Source organism: Bradyrhizobium jicamae (assembly GCF_018130695.1).
Taxonomy (GTDB): Bacteria; Pseudomonadota; Alphaproteobacteria; order Rhizobiales; family Xanthobacteraceae; genus Bradyrhizobium; species Bradyrhizobium jicamae_B.
Map to the genome: position 1 here is coordinate 22792 of NZ_JAFCJX010000043.1, position 16245 is coordinate 39036.

At 63.6% G+C, this 16245-nt stretch carries 20 protein-coding genes; 11 read left to right on the plus strand and 9 right to left on the minus strand.

Going from position 1 to position 16245, the window contains the following annotated elements; translation table 11 throughout:
* Positions 1 to 2: 2 nt before the first annotated feature.
* Both rimO and JQ604_RS38250 read right to left on the minus strand, forming a co-directional pair.
* Entirely contained in the window at positions 3 to 1322 is a 1320-nt protein-coding gene (gene rimO / locus JQ604_RS38245) for a 30S ribosomal protein S12 methylthiotransferase RimO (RefSeq protein ID WP_212365956.1), read from the minus strand.
* A gap of 229 nt (positions 1323 to 1551) precedes the next feature.
* Positions 1552 to 1956, minus strand: coding sequence for a DUF1330 domain-containing protein (locus JQ604_RS38250; protein ID WP_249159272.1), 405 nt, complete (start codon positions 1954 to 1956; stop codon positions 1552 to 1554).
* 124 nt (positions 1957 to 2080) lie between these two features.
* On the opposite strand from JQ604_RS38250, the gene JQ604_RS38255 reads away from it, so the two are divergent.
* The 4 genes from JQ604_RS38255 (at position 2081) to JQ604_RS38270 (ending at position 5279) form a co-directional block, all read left to right on the plus strand.
* The gene (locus JQ604_RS38255) at positions 2081 to 3061 is read left to right on the plus strand and encodes a LysR family transcriptional regulator (RefSeq protein WP_212365918.1); all 981 of its coding nucleotides are present in this window, start codon (positions 2081 to 2083) and stop codon (positions 3059 to 3061) included.
* Positions 3062 to 3193: 132 nt separating this feature from the next.
* Positions 3194 to 3784 (plus strand): ANTAR domain-containing response regulator, encoded by a 591-nt coding sequence (locus JQ604_RS38260; RefSeq protein WP_212365919.1) that lies wholly within the window; start codon positions 3194 to 3196, stop codon positions 3782 to 3784.
* Positions 3781 to 4938 (plus strand): CmpA/NrtA family ABC transporter substrate-binding protein, encoded by a 1158-nt coding sequence (locus tag JQ604_RS38265; RefSeq protein ID WP_212365920.1) that lies wholly within the window; start codon positions 3781 to 3783, stop codon positions 4936 to 4938. The genes JQ604_RS38260 and JQ604_RS38265 overlap by 4 nt, the downstream gene beginning before the upstream one ends.
* Positions 4939 to 5126: 188 nt before the next feature.
* Positions 5127 to 5279 (plus strand): hypothetical protein, encoded by a 153-nt coding sequence (locus JQ604_RS38270; protein WP_212365921.1) that lies wholly within the window; start codon positions 5127 to 5129, stop codon positions 5277 to 5279.
* A 173-nt stretch (positions 5280 to 5452) separates the two neighbouring features.
* On the opposite strand, the gene JQ604_RS38275 is transcribed toward JQ604_RS38270, so the two are convergent.
* Complete coding sequence (locus tag JQ604_RS38275) at positions 5453 to 5845, minus strand: hypothetical protein (RefSeq protein ID WP_212365922.1); 393 nt, start codon at positions 5843 to 5845, stop codon at positions 5453 to 5455.
* 321 nt (positions 5846 to 6166) lie between these two features.
* Here JQ604_RS38275 and JQ604_RS38280 point away from each other — a divergent pair, with 321 nt between their 5' ends.
* Genes JQ604_RS38280 through JQ604_RS38295 form a run of 4 tightly spaced genes read left to right on the plus strand, consistent with a single transcriptional unit; the run spans position 6167 to position 9078 of the window.
* A complete protein-coding gene (locus JQ604_RS38280; protein WP_212365923.1) occupies positions 6167 to 6364 on the plus strand; it encodes a hypothetical protein in 198 nt (65 codons plus the stop codon).
* Positions 6365 to 6412: 48 nt separating this feature from the next.
* Positions 6413 to 7168: a DUF6065 family protein gene (locus JQ604_RS38285; RefSeq protein ID WP_212365924.1), complete on the plus strand. Its 756-nt coding sequence runs from the start codon at positions 6413 to 6415 to the stop codon at positions 7166 to 7168.
* Positions 7168 to 7908, plus strand: a complete 741-nt coding sequence (locus JQ604_RS38290; RefSeq protein WP_212365925.1) for a sulfite exporter TauE/SafE family protein — start codon at positions 7168 to 7170, stop codon at positions 7906 to 7908. The genes JQ604_RS38285 and JQ604_RS38290 overlap by 1 nt, the downstream gene beginning before the upstream one ends.
* A 3-nt stretch (positions 7909 to 7911) precedes the next feature.
* Positions 7912 to 9078 carry an acyl-CoA dehydrogenase family protein gene (locus JQ604_RS38295; protein WP_212365926.1) on the plus strand — a complete coding sequence of 389 codons (1167 nt, stop codon included), beginning with the start codon at positions 7912 to 7914 and terminating at the stop codon, positions 9076 to 9078.
* Positions 9079 to 9098: 20 nt separating this feature from the next.
* On the opposite strand, the gene JQ604_RS38300 is transcribed toward JQ604_RS38295, so the two are convergent.
* From JQ604_RS38300 to pxpB, 3 genes are all read right to left on the minus strand, one after another.
* Entirely contained in the window at positions 9099 to 9872 is a 774-nt protein-coding gene (locus tag JQ604_RS38300; protein WP_212365927.1) for a LamB/YcsF family protein, read from the minus strand.
* An 85-nt stretch (positions 9873 to 9957) separates the two neighbouring features.
* Positions 9958 to 10998 carry a biotin-dependent carboxyltransferase family protein gene (locus JQ604_RS38305; protein ID WP_212365928.1) on the minus strand — a complete coding sequence of 347 codons (1041 nt, stop codon included), beginning with the start codon at positions 10996 to 10998 and terminating at the stop codon, positions 9958 to 9960.
* Entirely contained in the window at positions 10995 to 11726 is a 732-nt protein-coding gene (gene pxpB, locus JQ604_RS38310) for a 5-oxoprolinase subunit PxpB (protein WP_212365929.1), read from the minus strand. Before pxpB ends, JQ604_RS38305 begins: the two co-directional genes overlap by 4 nt.
* Before the next feature lie 211 nt (positions 11727 to 11937).
* Between pxpB and JQ604_RS38315 the strand changes: the two genes are divergently transcribed.
* Together JQ604_RS38315 and JQ604_RS38320 are read left to right on the plus strand one after the other, a co-directional pair.
* A complete protein-coding gene (locus tag JQ604_RS38315) occupies positions 11938 to 12636 on the plus strand; it encodes a ribonuclease activity regulator RraA (protein WP_212365930.1) in 699 nt (232 codons plus the stop codon).
* 24 nt (positions 12637 to 12660) lie between these two features.
* Positions 12661 to 13065: a (R)-mandelonitrile lyase gene (locus JQ604_RS38320; RefSeq protein ID WP_212365931.1), complete on the plus strand. Its 405-nt coding sequence runs from the start codon at positions 12661 to 12663 to the stop codon at positions 13063 to 13065.
* A gap of 74 nt (positions 13066 to 13139) precedes the next feature.
* On the opposite strand, the gene JQ604_RS38325 is transcribed toward JQ604_RS38320, so the two are convergent.
* Together JQ604_RS38325 and JQ604_RS38330 are read right to left on the minus strand one after the other, a co-directional pair.
* Positions 13140 to 14054, minus strand: coding sequence for a DUF2147 domain-containing protein (locus tag JQ604_RS38325; RefSeq protein ID WP_212365932.1), 915 nt, complete (start codon positions 14052 to 14054; stop codon positions 13140 to 13142).
* Positions 14055 to 14240: 186 nt separating this feature from the next.
* A complete protein-coding gene (locus tag JQ604_RS38330; protein WP_249159274.1) occupies positions 14241 to 15017 on the minus strand; it encodes a transporter substrate-binding domain-containing protein in 777 nt (258 codons plus the stop codon).
* 84 nt (positions 15018 to 15101) lie between these two features.
* On the opposite strand from JQ604_RS38330, the gene JQ604_RS38335 reads away from it, so the two are divergent.
* Complete coding sequence (locus tag JQ604_RS38335; RefSeq protein ID WP_212365934.1) at positions 15102 to 15629, plus strand: DUF1993 domain-containing protein; 528 nt, start codon at positions 15102 to 15104, stop codon at positions 15627 to 15629.
* Here JQ604_RS38335 and JQ604_RS38340 read toward each other — a convergent pair.
* Complete coding sequence (locus tag JQ604_RS38340; protein WP_212365935.1) at positions 15626 to 16237, minus strand: hypothetical protein; 612 nt, start codon at positions 16235 to 16237, stop codon at positions 15626 to 15628. The two genes, JQ604_RS38335 and JQ604_RS38340, sit on opposite strands and share 4 nt — an antisense overlap.
* Positions 16238 to 16245 lie beyond the last annotated feature (8 nt).

Sequence of the window (16245 nt, forward strand, 5' to 3'; positions counted from 1 at the left end):
TCTCAGAACCCAGCCACCGTCCCGTGCAGATCATACTGATCCGCGCGCTCGATCTTGGCGGTGACGATCTCGCCGACCTTCAGCGGGCGGCGGCTGGTGAGATAGACCGCACCGTCGATCTGCGGCGCATCGGCCTTTGACCGACCCTTTGCAACGGTCGGTCCGACCTCGTCGATGATCACCTGCTGGCGGGTGCCGACCTTGCGCTTGAGGCGGCGGGCCGAGATCTTCTGCTGGCGCGCCATCAGCGCGTTCCAGCGTTCCTGCTTGACCTCGTCGGGCACCACATCGCCGATCGCGTTCGCCGGGGCGCCGGCGACCGGCTCGTATTTGAAGCAGCCGAGCCGATCGATCTCGGCTTCCTCGAGCCAGTCCAGCAACTCGGTGAAATGGGAATCGGTCTCGCCGGGGAATCCGACGATGAAGGTCGAGCGCAAGGTGAGATCGGGGCACTGCTCGCGCCAGGCCTTGATCCGTCCCAGCGTCTTCTCCTGGGCGGCCGGACGCTTCATCGCGCGCAACACCTCGGGGCTCGCATGCTGAAAGGGGATGTCGAGATAGGGCAGCACCTTGCCCTCGTTCATCAGGCCGATGATCTCGTCGACATGCGGGTAGGGATAGACGTATTGCAGCCGCACCCAGGCGCCGAGCTCGCCGAGCTCCTTGGCGAGGTCGTAGAATTTGGCGCGGACGGCGCGGTCCTGCCACGGGCTCTCGGCGTATTTCAGGTCGACGCCATAGGCCGAGGTGTCCTGCGAGATCACCATCAGCTCCTTGACGCCGGCCTTCACCAGCCGCTCAGCCTCGCGCAGCACGTCATTGGCCGGCCGCGACACCAGATCGCCGCGCAGTTTCGGGATGATGCAGAAGCTGCAGCGGTTGTTGCAGCCTTCGGAGATCTTCAAATAGGCGTAGTGGCGCGGGGTCAGCTTGATGCCCTGCGGCGGCACCAGATCGAGATGCGGATTGTGCACCGGCGGCAGCGCGCGGTGCACGGCCTCCAGCACGCTCTCATATTGCTGCGGTCCGGTGATCGAGAGCACGCCGGGATAGGCAGACTCGATCTGCTCGGGCTCGGCGCCCATGCAGCCGGTGACGATGACCTTGCCGTTCTCGGCCATGGCATCGCCGATCGCGGAGAGAGACTCCTGCTTGGCGCTGTCCAGGAAGCCGCAGGTGTTGACGATCACGATATCGGCGCCGTCATGCTTGCGGGCGAGCTCATAGCCCTCCGCGCGCAGGCGCGTGATGATGCGCTCGGAATCGACCAGCGCCTTGGGGCAACCAAGACTGGTGAATGAAATACGCGGCGCTCTTTCGATTGGGTCGCCCAAGGCAGCATCCTGATTTTCGGGTATGCTGTCCAACTAATTGATCTCATGGAAAAATTCAACCGTTGTCGCGGTCCTATCATGGAAAAATCGCGAATGAAATCAATCAATGTCCAGGAGCTGAAAGTTCCTGACGAGCGCAATCGAGCGCGCCGAAGCGATCAAAAATGCGCTCTGGCGGCCGTGCTGGTTGGACGTCTGCCAAACACCGCGATCAGCGCTAGTTGGCGGCGGCGCCCTCGACGGCAAATGTGTGGTACGTGGCGTATTTCTCGCCAACCGCGCGAACTTGCACGTAGGCTGGATCGTTGCGCCAGGCCCGAAGCGCGTCCATGTTCGGATACATATAGATCACCACCCGTTTGGGTGGATCTCCGTCAACGGCAACGACCTGTGAGCCGGTTGCCGCCGCGCCCGCAGCCGCAACCAGCTTCCCGCCATGGGCCTTGATGATTTCCCTCGCTTTGGGGAGATATTCCTTGGCATAGCCATTGGGATCGGAGACGTCGATCTGGCCGATCAGGTAGGCGGGCGGAGCAGCTTCGCTATGGAGTGCTTCGCTGCCAAAGGCGCCCAAGACGATGCCCGTCAACATGACGAGACCGATCCAGCATCCCGAATTCATGTGGGCCTCCTCTCATGCCTTGCCACTGCCGCGAGCAGGAACGAGACAGGACTCTCCACAACAGCTCAAATGCGTCCAATACATATATTTTCTGAAACTTTATGCCGTGATGGTATAAGCCAGAATGAACCTTCGACAGGCCCTCACATTCCTGACCGTGGCCGAGCTCGGCACCGTCTCAAAGGCTGCCTTGCGCTTGCGTGTCGCCCAACCGGCTCTGTCCAGGCAAATCATCGGTTTCGAGCAGGAGCTGGGCTTGCGGCTGTTCGACCGGGTCGGGCGCCGTCTTCTGCTGACCGGTGAGGGCGAGCAGTTGATTGCGGGCTGCCGGCTGCTGCTCAACGGTGTCAATTCGCTGAAGGAGCAGGCTCAGCTGCTCCGTCAGGGAGACACGGGGGTTCTCAGGATAGCCGGCTCGCCGCAACACATCGAAAGCGTGCTGTCAAAATTTCTCCAGCTGTACGCGAAGCGATATCCCAGGGTCGAGATAAAGATCAGGGAGGGGACGGGCAGCGAAATACTGACGATGCTCGAACGCGGGGAAATCCATCTCGGCCAAAATCTGCTGCACGCAGTCAGACTGGACGAACAGCATTTCGGCAGCCTTCCGCTTGGATCCGTGCAGTTGCTGGCTGCCTGCCATCCCTCGACGCCGATCGGTCCCGATCGCACCATCGAGATCGCTGACCTCGCCGGGTTACCGTTGCTGCTGCTGGACAGCGGGTTCGGATTTCGCCGGGCCTTTGATGCGGCAAGCCGGATGGCTGGACTGAAGCCGACGATCAGGTTCGAGAGTCGCAACCCGCACACGCTGCTGGCACTCGCAGAGGCCGGGCATGGGATCGCGATCGTGCCGTCCCAACTTCAGTGCTCGCGCTACCAATTGAGGATCGTCGGTCTCACGCATAGACGCCGCGTGTTGCAGGAACCCCTGACCATCTCATGGGACAAGCGGCGCCCCTTGCCCGTTTTCGCGACGGATTATTGTGCAATGCTCGCGGCGCATATGCGCGAGACGTTTCCGATCACGCGTCCGTCGGAGCCTGCCATCGCAAAACGGGGCGGTCGGTCCCGAACAACGCGCGCCACACGCAGGCAAAACTGATTTTCCGCGCGGCGATCCGGAATCTGCCCGGTGGACGTGCAGGGGCTAGTTCGAATTGCCCATAATTACAACCCTTTGCCCCGCCGTTCGGCGTGCTATGGATGGGCCTTGCCTGGGTTCTGCGAGTGGTTGATGAGCGCCGAGTCGTCTCCAAGAATCGTGATCGTCGACGAAAGCCCGATCCGCGCTGCCATCCTGGAGGAGGGGCTGCGGGAGGCCGGCTTTACCGACGTGGCGCATATCAGCGAGATGCAGGGCCTGCTGGCGCGCATCTATGCCCTGGATCCCGAAATCATCGTCATCGACCTCGAAAACCCCAGCCGTGACGTGCTGGAACAGATGTTCCAGGTCAGCCGCGCGGTGAAGCGGCCGGTCGCGATGTTCGTCGACCAGAGCGATGCGGCCTCGATCCAGGCCTCCGTCGAGGCGGGCGTTTCCGCCTATATCGTCGACGGGCTGAAGAAGGAGCGGATCAAGCCGATCCTGGATCTCTGCGTGTCCCGCTTCAATGCGTTCGCCAAGCTGCAGGACGAGCTCGACCGCACCAAGCACGCGCTGGAGGAGCGCAAGGTGATCGACCGCGCCAAGGGCATTTTGATGAAGATGAAGGGCCTCACCGAAGACGAGGCCTATGTGCTGCTGCGCTCCACGGCGATGCGCGAGAAAAAGAAGATCGGCGAGATCGCGCAGTCGATCCTCACGGCGTCGGAGCTCTTGAAATGACCACACCGCTTCGCATCGGGTTCATTCCGCTGGTCGACGCCGCAGCCCTGATCGTGGCCGTCGACAAGGGCTTTGCCGCCACTGAGGGCCTCGACGTCACGCTGGTGCGCGAGGTGTCGTGGTCGAACGTCCGCGACAAGCTCAATATCGGGCTGTTCGACGCTGCGCATCTGCTGGCGCCGGTGGCGATCGCCTCCAGCCTCGGGCTCGGCCACGTCAAGGTGCCGATCGCGGCGCCCTTCAATCTCGGGCTCAACGGCAACGCCATCACGGTGTCGCCGGCGCTGCATGCCGCACTGATGGCCGAGCTCGACGGCGACCGTTTCGATCCGATGGCGACCGCACGCGCACTGGCGCGCGTGGTGGCGAAGCGGCGGACCAGCGGCGAGGGGCCGCTGACCTTCGGCATGACCTTCCCGTTCTCGACCCACAATTATCAATTGCGGTTCTGGATGGCCGCCGGTGGTGTCGATCCCGACGAGGACGTGCAGCTCGTGGTGTTGCCGCCGCCCTACATGGCCGACAGCCTCGCCAACGGCCATGTCGACGCGTTCTGCGTCGGCGCGCCCTGGAATTCGATCGCGGTCGATCTCGGTATCGGCCACATCCTGCATTTCTCGTCCGACATCCTGCAGAGCGCGGTGGAGAAGGTGCTGGCCGTCCGGCAGACTTGGGCGGAAAAGCATCCCGAAATCGTCGCGGCGCTGGTGCGGGCTCACTTGCGTGCCTCCGAATTCATCGAGGACCGGGCAAACCGGCCGGAGGTTGCGCAGATCCTGGCGCAGCCGGAGCGGATCGGCGTCGACGCCAGCGTCATCCAGCGCACGCTGGATGGTCGCCTGAAGATCTCGCCGGATGGCACGATGCGCGAGAGCGATCGCTACCTCCTGGTCGGCCGCGAGGTGGCGGCACGGCCTGCTCCCGCGCAGGCCGCCTGGCTCTATGCGCAGATGGTGCGGTGGGGGCAGACGCCGTTCAGGCCGGAGGCGCTGCAGGCTGCGATGGCGGTGTTCAGGCCGGATCTCCATGACGCCGCGGCCGGGCGGCCCACCGGCGCGGCTGGCGCCGTGGGCGCGTTCTCGGGGCCGCCGTTCGATCCGAGCGACGTCCCCGGGCATCTCTCGGCGTTCAAGATCGGGCGCTGGAAGCCGTAAGGTTGGGTGAATCGGGTTCCGGACCGCTCAAATCCGCCCGAATGAAATTCTCAAGGCCGCCCCAACAAAAGAATTTTCCACCTGGAACCGGCCCTGCCAAAGGGCCGGCATCGCTATTTTTCCCGCCCGCTTGAATCCGGCCGGGAACGCTATTCCATATGCGGCGGATGTTGCGGTGGAGAATGACAATGCGCGCACTATCGGCGGAAGCCCGCCTGCACCTTTATGCGCGAAACCTTTCGAAGAGGACCGGGACCGGAATTCACACCGCGGCGCTGTACAGCGCCTTTGCGATGATCGCGGCCATCGTGTTCGGCACGCTGTCCGTTCACCCGTTCTGATTCCCCCTGGGAATTGAAAAGCCGCCGCCGAGTGATCCTCGGGCGGCGGCTTTTTTATGCGATGAATTTGTAGGGTGGACAAAGGAGCGAAGTGACGTGCCCACCATCTGCGGCGTGCTCGCGATGGTGGGCACGCTTGCGCTTTGCCCACCCTGCGAGTCCGCGCGAAGCGATCAGTAGCCGTAGCTGGTGCCGCAGGTGTTGCAGCGCGGAGCGACCGGCGCGTAGTAGGAATAGCCCGGCGAGACCATCACGGTGCGTTCCTGGGTGGCGTATTGCGGCGGGGTGCGCTCATAGGAGACGCCGCCCGGCGACACCATCACGGTCTGCGGCACCATCACGGTACGATACTGCGGCGGCGTGCGATGCGCGACGACCGAGCCGGGGGAGACCATCACGGTTTCCTGCACGGTGCGGTACTGCGGAGGCACGGTCTGCATCTGGTAGCAGGTGGTGCAGGGCTGCGGCGGCGGGGTGTAGCAATTGTAGCAGCCGGCGGAGGCCGGGCTGCTGATTGCCGCGGTGGCGATCGCCGCAACGGCGAGGGAGAGCGAGGTACGCAACATGTTTTTCTTTCCAATGTCCTGGACGGGGTTGGAAATCAGCACCTAGCAACCAAACCGGAAGTTTGGGTTTAAGAAGACTCTTAACGAAGTCTAAAGTGCGTGCCTCACCGCAGTGGTCTCACGGTCGCACCGATTTTCCCACCACAACGTGTTCATCGCCTCCGCCATCCCCGGGCGCAAATCCCTGTGTGACCACTTCATGGAGGCGTCACACAATAATACAATTTCAAATTGACAGCGCGATCTGGGCTGACAAAATTCGAGGGTCGTTCGGGTCACGCGACCTTGCGCGACGAACACACCCACATATGGAGGCGAACAATGAAGACTGTTGCTGACAGTGGAAAAATCAAGATCGGCGGTGGCAACATCAATCTGATCAAGCCCCAGGTCGTCGACAAGGGAAGGATCAAGGTCGGCGGCGGGGCGATCAACTTGGTCAAACCTGAGGTCGCTGACAAGGGGAAGATCAAGATCGGTGGCGGGGCGATCAGCCTGATCAAGCCGGTGAAGAAATAGTCCTTGCTGGGACGGGGCGCTTGCGCCCCGTTTGCCTCGGAGGTCGAGATGTCGAACACCGAATCCGACGGAATGGTCACCTTCTTCCGGATGATTCCGGGCTGTCCTCCACCACAACGCGCGGATCGTTCTGCTGGCGGAATGTTGCCGACCCGCGCCTTTCGCTACTGTGATCCAGTAACGACTGCTTCAGCGTTCGGCTGGTACGTCTTCCCGCCATTCGGCTTCGCCTTGCATTTCGACGGCACGAACACGAAGTGGACGTTTGGAGATCAGGAAGCGTGGTACCCGTTAGGTGCTGCACAATTCCCGGATTTTGCGCGCTACTTCGATGAGCATGCGCCGCGCGATCTGACGGGGTGCTCTCCGCCATTCATCACCGCGTTTCCCGAGCCAGGCTATGTGCAGATATGGAGCGGCCTGATCGCGCGCACCAAACCTGGTTGGAGCCTTCTCATCAGGCCCGTGCCCAATTTTCCACGCAGTCTCGGCTTCGAACTCTTTGAAGGCATCGTCGAGACCGATACCTGGTTTGGACCGCTTTTCACCAACCTAAGGATCAGGAAGACAGACGTTCCGGTTGAATTTCAGGCGGGCATGCCGCTGTTCCACATTCAGCCAATCCAGCGGCATCTTTACGAAGGACGATTGTTGGACGATTTTCAGGTCGTTGGCGAGTTGGATGATTGGTCTGAAGCGGATTGGGAGGATTATCGAGCAACTGTCGTCGCGCCCAATCTTGTCGAACATAAATCTCCCGGCAAGCATGCCGTGAAGCTCAGGCGACGGCGGCGCTCTGCGTGATGCTCGGTGCATCAACCTATTTGATCGCCGGCCTGGCCGTCATGTGCCTGGGGCTATCAAAGGGCGGGTTCATCGGCTTTGGCATGATCGCAACGCCGCTGCTTGCGCTGGTCATTCCTCCGCTTCAGGCGGCAGCGCTGCTGTTACCGATCATGCTGACGCAGGATGTGTTTTCTGCCTGGGTATTTCGACATGAGTGCGATTATCGAACTCTTGCCATCATGTTGCCGGGGACACTGGTCGGGATCGCGATCGCCTGGATCTTCGCGACCCACATCGAGCAGGCCATGGTGAGGCTGACCGTCGGCCTCGTCGGCGTCTCGTTTGCCATTTCGCATTGGGGTGGTCTGAAGATGAGGGCGAAGAGCAGCGGTGCTGGCCTGCTGTGGGGCACGGTTGCTGGCTTCACGGGGACCCTGGCAAACGCCGGGGGACCGCCGTTTCTCGTTTTCGCATTGTCGCAAGACTTCTCGAAGATGGTGTTTGTCGGCACCGCGGCGATGTTTTTCCTGGCGCTGAACGCAGTGAAGCTTGGTCCCTTCTTCGCGCTCGGACAATTCTCCAGCGAGAATTTGATGACATCTCTGCTGCTTCTCCCGTTGGCGATCGTCGCCAACGCGGTGGCAATTCGCCTGGTTCGACGAATTCCGTCGTCGGCATTTTATCGCGTTTCCTACGCCCTCGTTTTCGCTGTTTCGGCAGGATTGATCTGGCAGGGCATTACGCAGCATGGGAGATAGGTCATGAACTATGTTCGCGTGCAGCATTCCTTGCCTACGGCGGACGATCTTCGGTTCCAGGCGGAACGAATGATTCCTGATCTGCGTGCGCGCGCTGGTGACGCTGACCGAAATGGCGAATTCCTACCCGAGGCGATACGCGAGTTGCGTCAGGCCGGCTTCTTCCGAATTCTGCAGCCTGCGCGCTTCGGAGGCTACAGCCTCAACCCGACGGCCCTCTGGAACGTGACACGGCAACTTGGGAGAGGTTGCGGTTCGACGGCCTTCCTGGTTTCGCTGCTGACCGTGCATGGCTGGATCGCTGGGATGTTCGAGGCGTCTGCGCAGGAGGAGGTCTTCGAGAATGGAGGCGACACGATCGTTGCTAACCTGAGCGCCGGCGTCAGGCGTCAAGTGAGCGCCGTCATCGAAGGGAAGGGCCTTGTCGTGAGCGGCGTATGGGATTTCGCCAGCGGAATCGATTTCGCGGACTGGGTGATCACCGCCATCGGCGTGCCGACTGCCAACGGCGATCTGGAGGAGCGCATCGCGCTCGTGCCGCGCAAGGAGTTTACCGTGGAAGCAGGTAGCTGGACCATGGTCGGCGCCCGCGCGACGGGAAGCAAACGTGTCGCTCTGAGGGACGCATTCATACCCGATCATCGCATGATTAGATGGGCGGACGTTGAGGCTGGTACGTATCCTGGCCTACGGTGCAACGAAGGACCGCTTTACCAAAGAACCGGCGCGGGGAGCCTCCTCGTTCTCTGTTCGGCCGCTCCTGTCATCGCGATCGCCGGTGCGGTCGTTGACCATTTCGTCGAGACGGTCAACCGACGCAAGCGCGAGCAATGGGCGGTCATTGAATTGGGACGCTCTACCTCCGAGGTCAACATGGCACATGCGTTACTGCTGCACGACACGAACGAGCTCTATGAGGCAGGCCTGCGCGGAGAAGACCTAAGCCTGCCGACCCAGGCGCGACATCGGGCCGATGCCGCGGTCATGTCGCGCGTTGCGTTGTCAGCCTCTGACAGACTGGTGAGCGCACTGGGAGGATCCGTGTTTGGCGCGGGGCATCCCGTCGAACGGCTGTTCCGCGATATCCACACGGTGGCCACACATCATCGGGTCCAACCCGAGCCGGCGTGCGAATTGTATGGCAGGGTGCTGCTCGATGGAGATGCGTGACGTTGAAGTTCGCTTGCGCCTCAGTGTCCTGTCTTGAACGGCGCGACCGCGATCCCCGCGGCCTTCAGCGCGTCACGCACCGCGCGCGCGATCTCGACTGCGCCCGACGTGTCGCCGTGAATGCAGACGGTGTCGGTCTGCATCTTGATGACCTTGCCGGTCACCGACACCACCGCGCCGTCCTCCACCATGCGCACCACGCGGTCCGCGATCTGCCTGGGATCGTGCAGCACGGCGCCCGGCTTCTTGCGCGAGACCAGATTGCCGTCGTCCTCATAGGCGCGGTCGGCGAACACCTCGTGGGCCATGCGCAAATTCGCGGCCTCGCCGGCGCTCACCAGCTTCGAGTTGGCGAGCACCACGAAGATCAGATTGGGATCGACCGCCTTGATCGCATTCGCGATCGCCTTGGCCGTCATGTGGTCCTCGCAGGCGACGTTGGAGAGCGCGCCATGGGCCTTGACGTGCGTGACCTTGTGGCCGGCGGCGGTCGCGATCGCCTGCAGCGCGCCGATCTGATAGGCGACGAGGTTCTCGATCTCCGATGATTTCAATCCGGGCACGGGGCGGCGGCCGAAGCCGTGCAGGTCGCGATAACCAGGGTGTGCGCCGACGCTGACGCCGCGCGCTTTCGCAAGCTCAACCGTGTGGCGCATGATGTCGGCATCGCCGGCGTGGAAGCCGCAGGCGACGTTGACCGAGGTCGCAAGCTCGATCATCGCGGCGTCATTGCCCATTTCCCAGGGCCCAAAGCTTTCACCGAGATCGCAATTGAGGTCGACGGTTTTGGTCATGACGATCGTCCCGTGTTGGTGTTTGGCTTTCTTGTTTGACGCGTTTTCTTCACGCGAACCGGTGCCCACTTCGCTTGAAAACGCTTTAGCCGGTGGGTTCGGCAACTTGCCATGTCGCGGCATCGACGGCGTTGACGGCGTGGCCGGCAACATTGGCATCCCGCAGCGCGTCGACATTGAGGCCGAATTCCTCGATGCCGCGCAGGCGCTCGGGCAGGGAGCGCAGCAGCTCGGCGAATTTCTTCACTTCAGTCTGTGCCTCCGCCATGCTGACCGCCTTGAAGCGGAACGGGCGGCCCGCGGAGATCTGCGCGAAGCGGCCGAAATCGGCCGAGATCACGGTCGCGATCTTCGGATAGCCGCCGCTGGTGCCGCGGTCCGGCATCAGCACGATCGGCTGGCCGTTGCCGGGCACCTGGATGCTGCCGGTGACGGTGCCATCGGACACGATGTTGTGGCCGTGCAGATGCGTGATCGTGGGGCCTTCGAGCCGATAGCCCATGCGGTCGCTGGTCGCGGAGATCTTCCACTCGCTCTCGACAAAGAGCTTTTTGTTTTCCTCGGCGAATTCGTCGTCCTGCGGACCGAACACGACGCGGATCGGCGCGTCCGCCAGCTCGGGCAATTCGATCCGGCGTTCAGCCGCGCTGCTGATCGGCCTGGTCTTCAACTCGTCGCCGCTCTGCAGCGGGCGCGGATAAGGGCTGCCGAGGCCGGCACGGGCGTTGACGGCGAGGCTGCCGAACATCGGCTCGCCTTCGATGCCACCTTCGATCGCGATGTAGCTGAAGGAGCCGCCACGGGCGAAGCCGAGATTGAGCGTCTCGCCGTCGGCGAGCATGACTGAGGCGTCGAAGGCGACCGCGCGGCCGGCGACATCGGCATTGCGCGGGGCGCCGGCGAGGCCGAGGCGGACCGCACCTTCGCGCGCGGTCAGCGTCGCGCCGAACGGGCCGATCTCGATGGCTGCCGCGAACAGCGCATTGCCGACCAGCGTGTTGGCGGCGGCCAGCGCGAGACGGTCCATCGCGCCGCTCGGCACCAGGCCGTAGCGCTGCGATCCCGGACGTCCGCCGTCCTGCACCGAGCTTGCCGGCCCGATCGAGGTGATGACGAGCTTGCTCATGGTGCGATCAATTCCGCGACGAACTCGCCGGCTTCGGCGGCGCGAGTCTGTTCGGCAAAGGTCTTGTCGTCGACCGCGGCAAAGGTGATGGCGTCGCCGGGCTCCAGCAGGAAGATCGGATCGCGATGCAGCTGATAGGTGCGCACGGCCGTGCAGCCGAGCAGGTGCCAGCCGGAGGGGCCGGCGAGGCACTGCACGCCGGTCTGCACGCCGCCGATCGCGATGGTGCCGGCGGGCGTCAGCAGCCGCGGATCCTTTCGCCTCGACATCTGAAGGGATTTGTCGAGCCCGCTGAGATAGGACCAGCCGGGCGTGAAGCCGATCATGGCGACGCGGTAGTCGCCGGCGGTGTGGCGCTTCACGATGTCATCGGGCGTGGTGTTGAGCGCTTTGGCGACGTCCTCGAGGTCGATGCCGTTCTCGCCGCCGTAGGCGACAGGAATGCGCCAGCGCCGCGTTTGGGCGGCGGTCGGCAGCGCCTTGGTAGCGCGCTCCAACAGCTGCTCACCGAGCGCGTCAAAGCCGATCTGGACGGGATCGTAATGCACCAGCAGCGAGCGATAGGTCGGCACCGTCTCGGTGATGCCCGCGATCGGCTCGGATGCAATGACGCGGTCGAGCGCCAGCACGCGCCGGTTGGCGGCATCGTCGATGTTGCGGCTGAACTCCACCGTGATGGCGCTGTCGCCACTCGGCAGAAGGCGGGGAGGGCTTAGGGTGTCGGCCATGGGCTCAAAAGACTCTTCGTCGTCAAGCTAGCGTGTTTCGAGGTGGAACGGAATTCACCTCGTGCAAAATATTGTAGCAACTTCAATAAATTAATCCGCATGCATCCGATAAGATATGATGATCGCAGCAATGCGTTTGCGCCCTTGACGCGACTGGCTGGCCCCGCAAGATGCGCTCCTCTCTTTCCTCCCACCGGAGCCGATCTGTCCGATGTCCCTGTCTGCCGAAGCGATTGCGACGCTGTCGCACGTGACCACCGCCACCATCACCACGGTCCTGCTCAAGAAGGGTCTGCGTAACGTCTGGATGCGCGGCACCAAGCCGCTGAAGCCCGGGCAGAAGCGGCTGGTCGGACCTGCCTTCACGCTGCGCTTCGTGCCGGCGCGCGAGGACCTGGCGACGCCGGAATCCTGGTCGTCGCCGATTTCGACCCGCACCGCGATCGAGGCGATGCCGGAGGGCTGCATCGCCGTGGTCGATGCGATGGGCATCACCGACGCCGGCATCTTCGGTGACATCCTCTGCGCCCGCATGGTCAAGCGCGGCGTCTCGGCGCTGATCACCGACGGTGTGGTGCGTGACATCGAGGGCGTGCTCGGCACGGGTCTTCCGGTGTGGTGCGACGGCTATGCCGCGCCGCCGTCGGTCGCGGGTCTCACCTTCGTCGGCTGGGGCGAGCCGATCGGCTGCGGTGGCGTGGCGGTGTTCCCGAACGACATCGTGGTCGCCGACCAGGACGGCGCGGTGCTGATCCCGCAGGCGTTCCTCGAGCACGTGCTCGCCGAAGGTCCCGAGCAGGAACGGATGGAAGCCTGGATCGTCAATGAGGTGAACAACGGCGCGCAACTGCCCGGCCTCTATCCGATGAACGCCGAGACCAAGGCGCGCTACGCGGCAAGCAAGAAGTAACATCAAGACAAGCGAGGTAAGCCCATGGATATCCACGTCTCGGGCTCGCGGCCGACCCGCCGCGCGCCGAAGGAGAACTTTACCGGCACGGTGCTGCAGGACCCCATCAACATGGCGCCCGCACCGGCGCGGCTGAACGCCTCGCGCGTGTCGTTCGAGCCCGGCGCGCGCACCGCCTGGCACACCCATCCGCTCGGGCAGACGCTGTACGTGATCTCAGGCATCGGCCGCGTGCAGGCCAAGGGCGGACCGATCAGGGAAATCCGCCCCGGCGACGTCGTCTGGATCCCGCCGAACGAGAAGCACTGGCACGGCGCCTCGCCGAACAACAGCATGACCCACATCGCCATGCAGGAAGCGCTCGACGGCGTCTATTCGACCTGGATGGAGCACGTCACCGACGAGGAATACAACGCCAAGCTCGGGTGAGGTGCGCTGCATCGGATCGCGAAAACGAAAAGCCCCGCGAGAGCGGGGCTTTTTGATTCCGGACGTTGCTGCGATCAATTCACCCGCGTCCAGGTCTGGCCGCCGCAGAACATGCCGCCGAAGGCGCAGCCCTGCACGCGCAGCGTATCAGTGTTCTTCAGCGCGATCGTCGAGTCATAGGTGCTGCCGCTGTTCGGATCGAAGATCCGGCCGCTCCATTTGTCCTTGTTGTCCTTGCCGGGCTTCATGTTGATCAGGATCTGCTCGCCATTCGCGTTCGATTTCTTGTCGACCGCGTAGCCGCAGAGATTGGTGCCGCATTGCTCGATGCGGACCTTGCCTTCCTTCTGTTCGGTCAGCCAGACGCCAACCGGCGAATTGGCGGCGACTGCCGCCTTTGGCGCCGGCGGCGGTGACGGCGGAGCGACGGCAACGGTCGCTGCAGGCGCAGGCCTCGCGATAGGCGCAGCCTCCTGCGGCGCAGGGGACGCCTGCGGAGCGGGAGGCGGTGGTGCAACTGCCGTGTCTGACGGTGCGACCGCGGCGGTCGTCGTTGCAGGATCAGGCGTCGCCGACGCTGCTGCGGGGGGCGGTGGCGGAGCCGGCGGAGGCGGTGCGGTGGGAATTGCGGCCTGCTCGGCGGGGGCCGGTGCAGCAGGAGGCGTCGTGGCTGCGGTTGGCGCAGGCGCAACGGCAGGCGCAGTGGCCGTTGTCGGGGCGGGCGCTGTTGGTGCGGCGGGTGCGGCCTGCGGATCGCTCTTGCTGTCGCTCTTGGCTTGCTGCGGGGTCTGCTTGCGCTTCGGCTCGGACTCGTCGGTCTTGGCGCGCTTGGCCTTGCGGCCGGTATTATCGTAGACGCCGGGGATCTGGACGGTGCCGCGGTCGGGATCGACGCGGATGGTGCGGCCGCCATATTCGAAGGTGTACTGGGCCTGCGCAGCGGCCGTGGTCGCCAGCAAAAGCGTGGCGATCGCCAGGAGCTTCTTCATCTCGACCTCCAGTGCAGGGAATCCGCCCCAAGTTACCCAATCGGCGCGTCACACGGCGTGACCTGGGTCACTTTCAAAACATGAGTCGTATGCCCTGCAGCTTTGGTTCAATGGCTGAAATGCCCTCCAGTTTCGTGCGCCCACGCGGTCAATTTGAGGCCGAGATACGCCGCAATTTGCCGCAGCTCATTCGAACCATGTGGCGTAGATCTTCTTGAGCGTGCCGTCTTCGGTCGCGATGTGCAGCCACTGATCGACGAACGCCTTCAGCGCGACGTCGCGCTGCAGCCAATAGGCCTTCTCGGAGAAATCGAACGGTTTGTCGGGATGCACCGCACAGAGCACGCCGGGATGCAGCTTCTGCTGGTAGCGCGTCTCGGACGCGTCGGTCATCATCAGATCGGCATCGCCCTTGGCGATCTCCTCGAAGATCTTGGTGTTGTCGTTGAAGACGCGGATGTCGGCGGCCTTCACATTGGCGCGCGCGAAGCGCTCGTTGGTGCCGCCGGGATTGACGATGACGCGGGTGCCGGCCTTGTCGATGTCGGCGATGGTCTCGTACTTGCCCTTGTCGCTGCAGCGCGCGATCGGCGTCTTGCCCTCGCGCATGATCGGCGTCGTGAACAGGCCCTTCTTCTGGCGGTCGAGCGTGATCGAGACACCGCCCATCGCGATGTCGAAATTGTCGGCCTCGAAATCCTTCATCAGCTGCGGCCAGGCCGTGTGCACGAACTCGACCTTGACGCCGATCGCCTTGCCGAGCGCTTCGGCCATGTCGACATCGAAGCCGCGGAACGTCTTGGTCTCCTTGTCGAGATAGGTGAACGGCATGTAGTCGCCGGTCATGCCGACGCGCAACGTGCCGCGCTTGACGATGTCGTCGAGGCGGGACGGCGCGGGCGCCTGCGCATGCGCGGAGGAGACGAGGAACGCCAAGGCGAGGCCGGCCAAAACACGAAACATCAATTTCTCCGTCAATTCCGATGACACGTCGTTGCCGAGCATTTAGACCAGATGCCGCGATTGGGCCAGCAGATCGAGTGCATGATGACCATCTCCCTCCACGAAGCCTCCGTCGGCGTCTATGTGCCGTATCTCGAGAATCTCGCCGGGCTGCTCGATCATGCGGCGGCGTATGCCGCGGCGCGCAAGATCGACCCGGCTGTGCTGCTTGGGCTCCGGCTCGCGCCGAACATGTACAATCTCCGCCAGCAGATCGGCGAGGCCAAGCGCCACGTCATCCTGAGCTGCGCGCTGCTGGCGGGCGCCGATCCCCTGACATTTCCAGCCGGCGAGCCCGACATCGCCGAGCTGAAATCGCGGATCGCAGCGACGATCGCATTTGCCGAGAGCATGCCGCGCGCGACGATCGATGCGGCCGCGGACAAGGAGGTGGTCTTCACCTTCAAGAGCGGCGCGACGCGCGCCTTCACCGGAAAATCGCTGCTGCTGACCTTCAGCGTGCCGCAGTTCTTCTTCCACGTCGCCACGAGCTACGACATCCTGCGCCACGCCGGCGTCGATCTCGCCAAGAAGGATTTTCTGGGACCGCCGCGCGCACCCGCTGGAAACTAAGCCTCGCCGTCGTCCCTGCGCACGAGATCGGCAGCCGCGGCGCGGCCGATCATTTCACTCTTGAGGCGCTCGAAGCGCTGATGGGATTCGGCGGCGCGGTCGTCGACAAACTTGATCGCGGCGTCCTTGTCCAGGGGGCCGTTGACGAGCGGAGTTCCGGTCTCGCCGATACTCTCGTCGACGAAATACTGCCCGTTGTCCTCACGCACCGTCCATTTGAAGCGTAGCGCGGCCATCGGGCCGGGGCCGATCTTGTAATAGCCGTTCGCCTCCAAAGGAGGAGCTTCTACAGGGGGGGCTTCCTCGAGCGGGGCTTCCTCCGGCGGCGCTTCGACTGGCGGGGCTTCGAGTGGTGGGGCTTCGAGTGGTGGGGCTTCGACCTGTGCGGCTTCAACCGGCTCCGGTTCGGCGGGCGCAGGCGCTACGACGACGGCTTCGGCCTCGACCGGATCGGACGGCAGCGGCGGCGGGACGGGGATCGGCGGCGGCACGGCGGCGGAGGGCTCGTCGAGCGGCGGCGGCTTTGGCGGCTCCGAACTGGCGCGCGGAGCGTCGAGAATGCTGGCGATCGCCGCAAGCGCATTGTCGGTCGGGTCGCTTTGATTCACGTGGATCG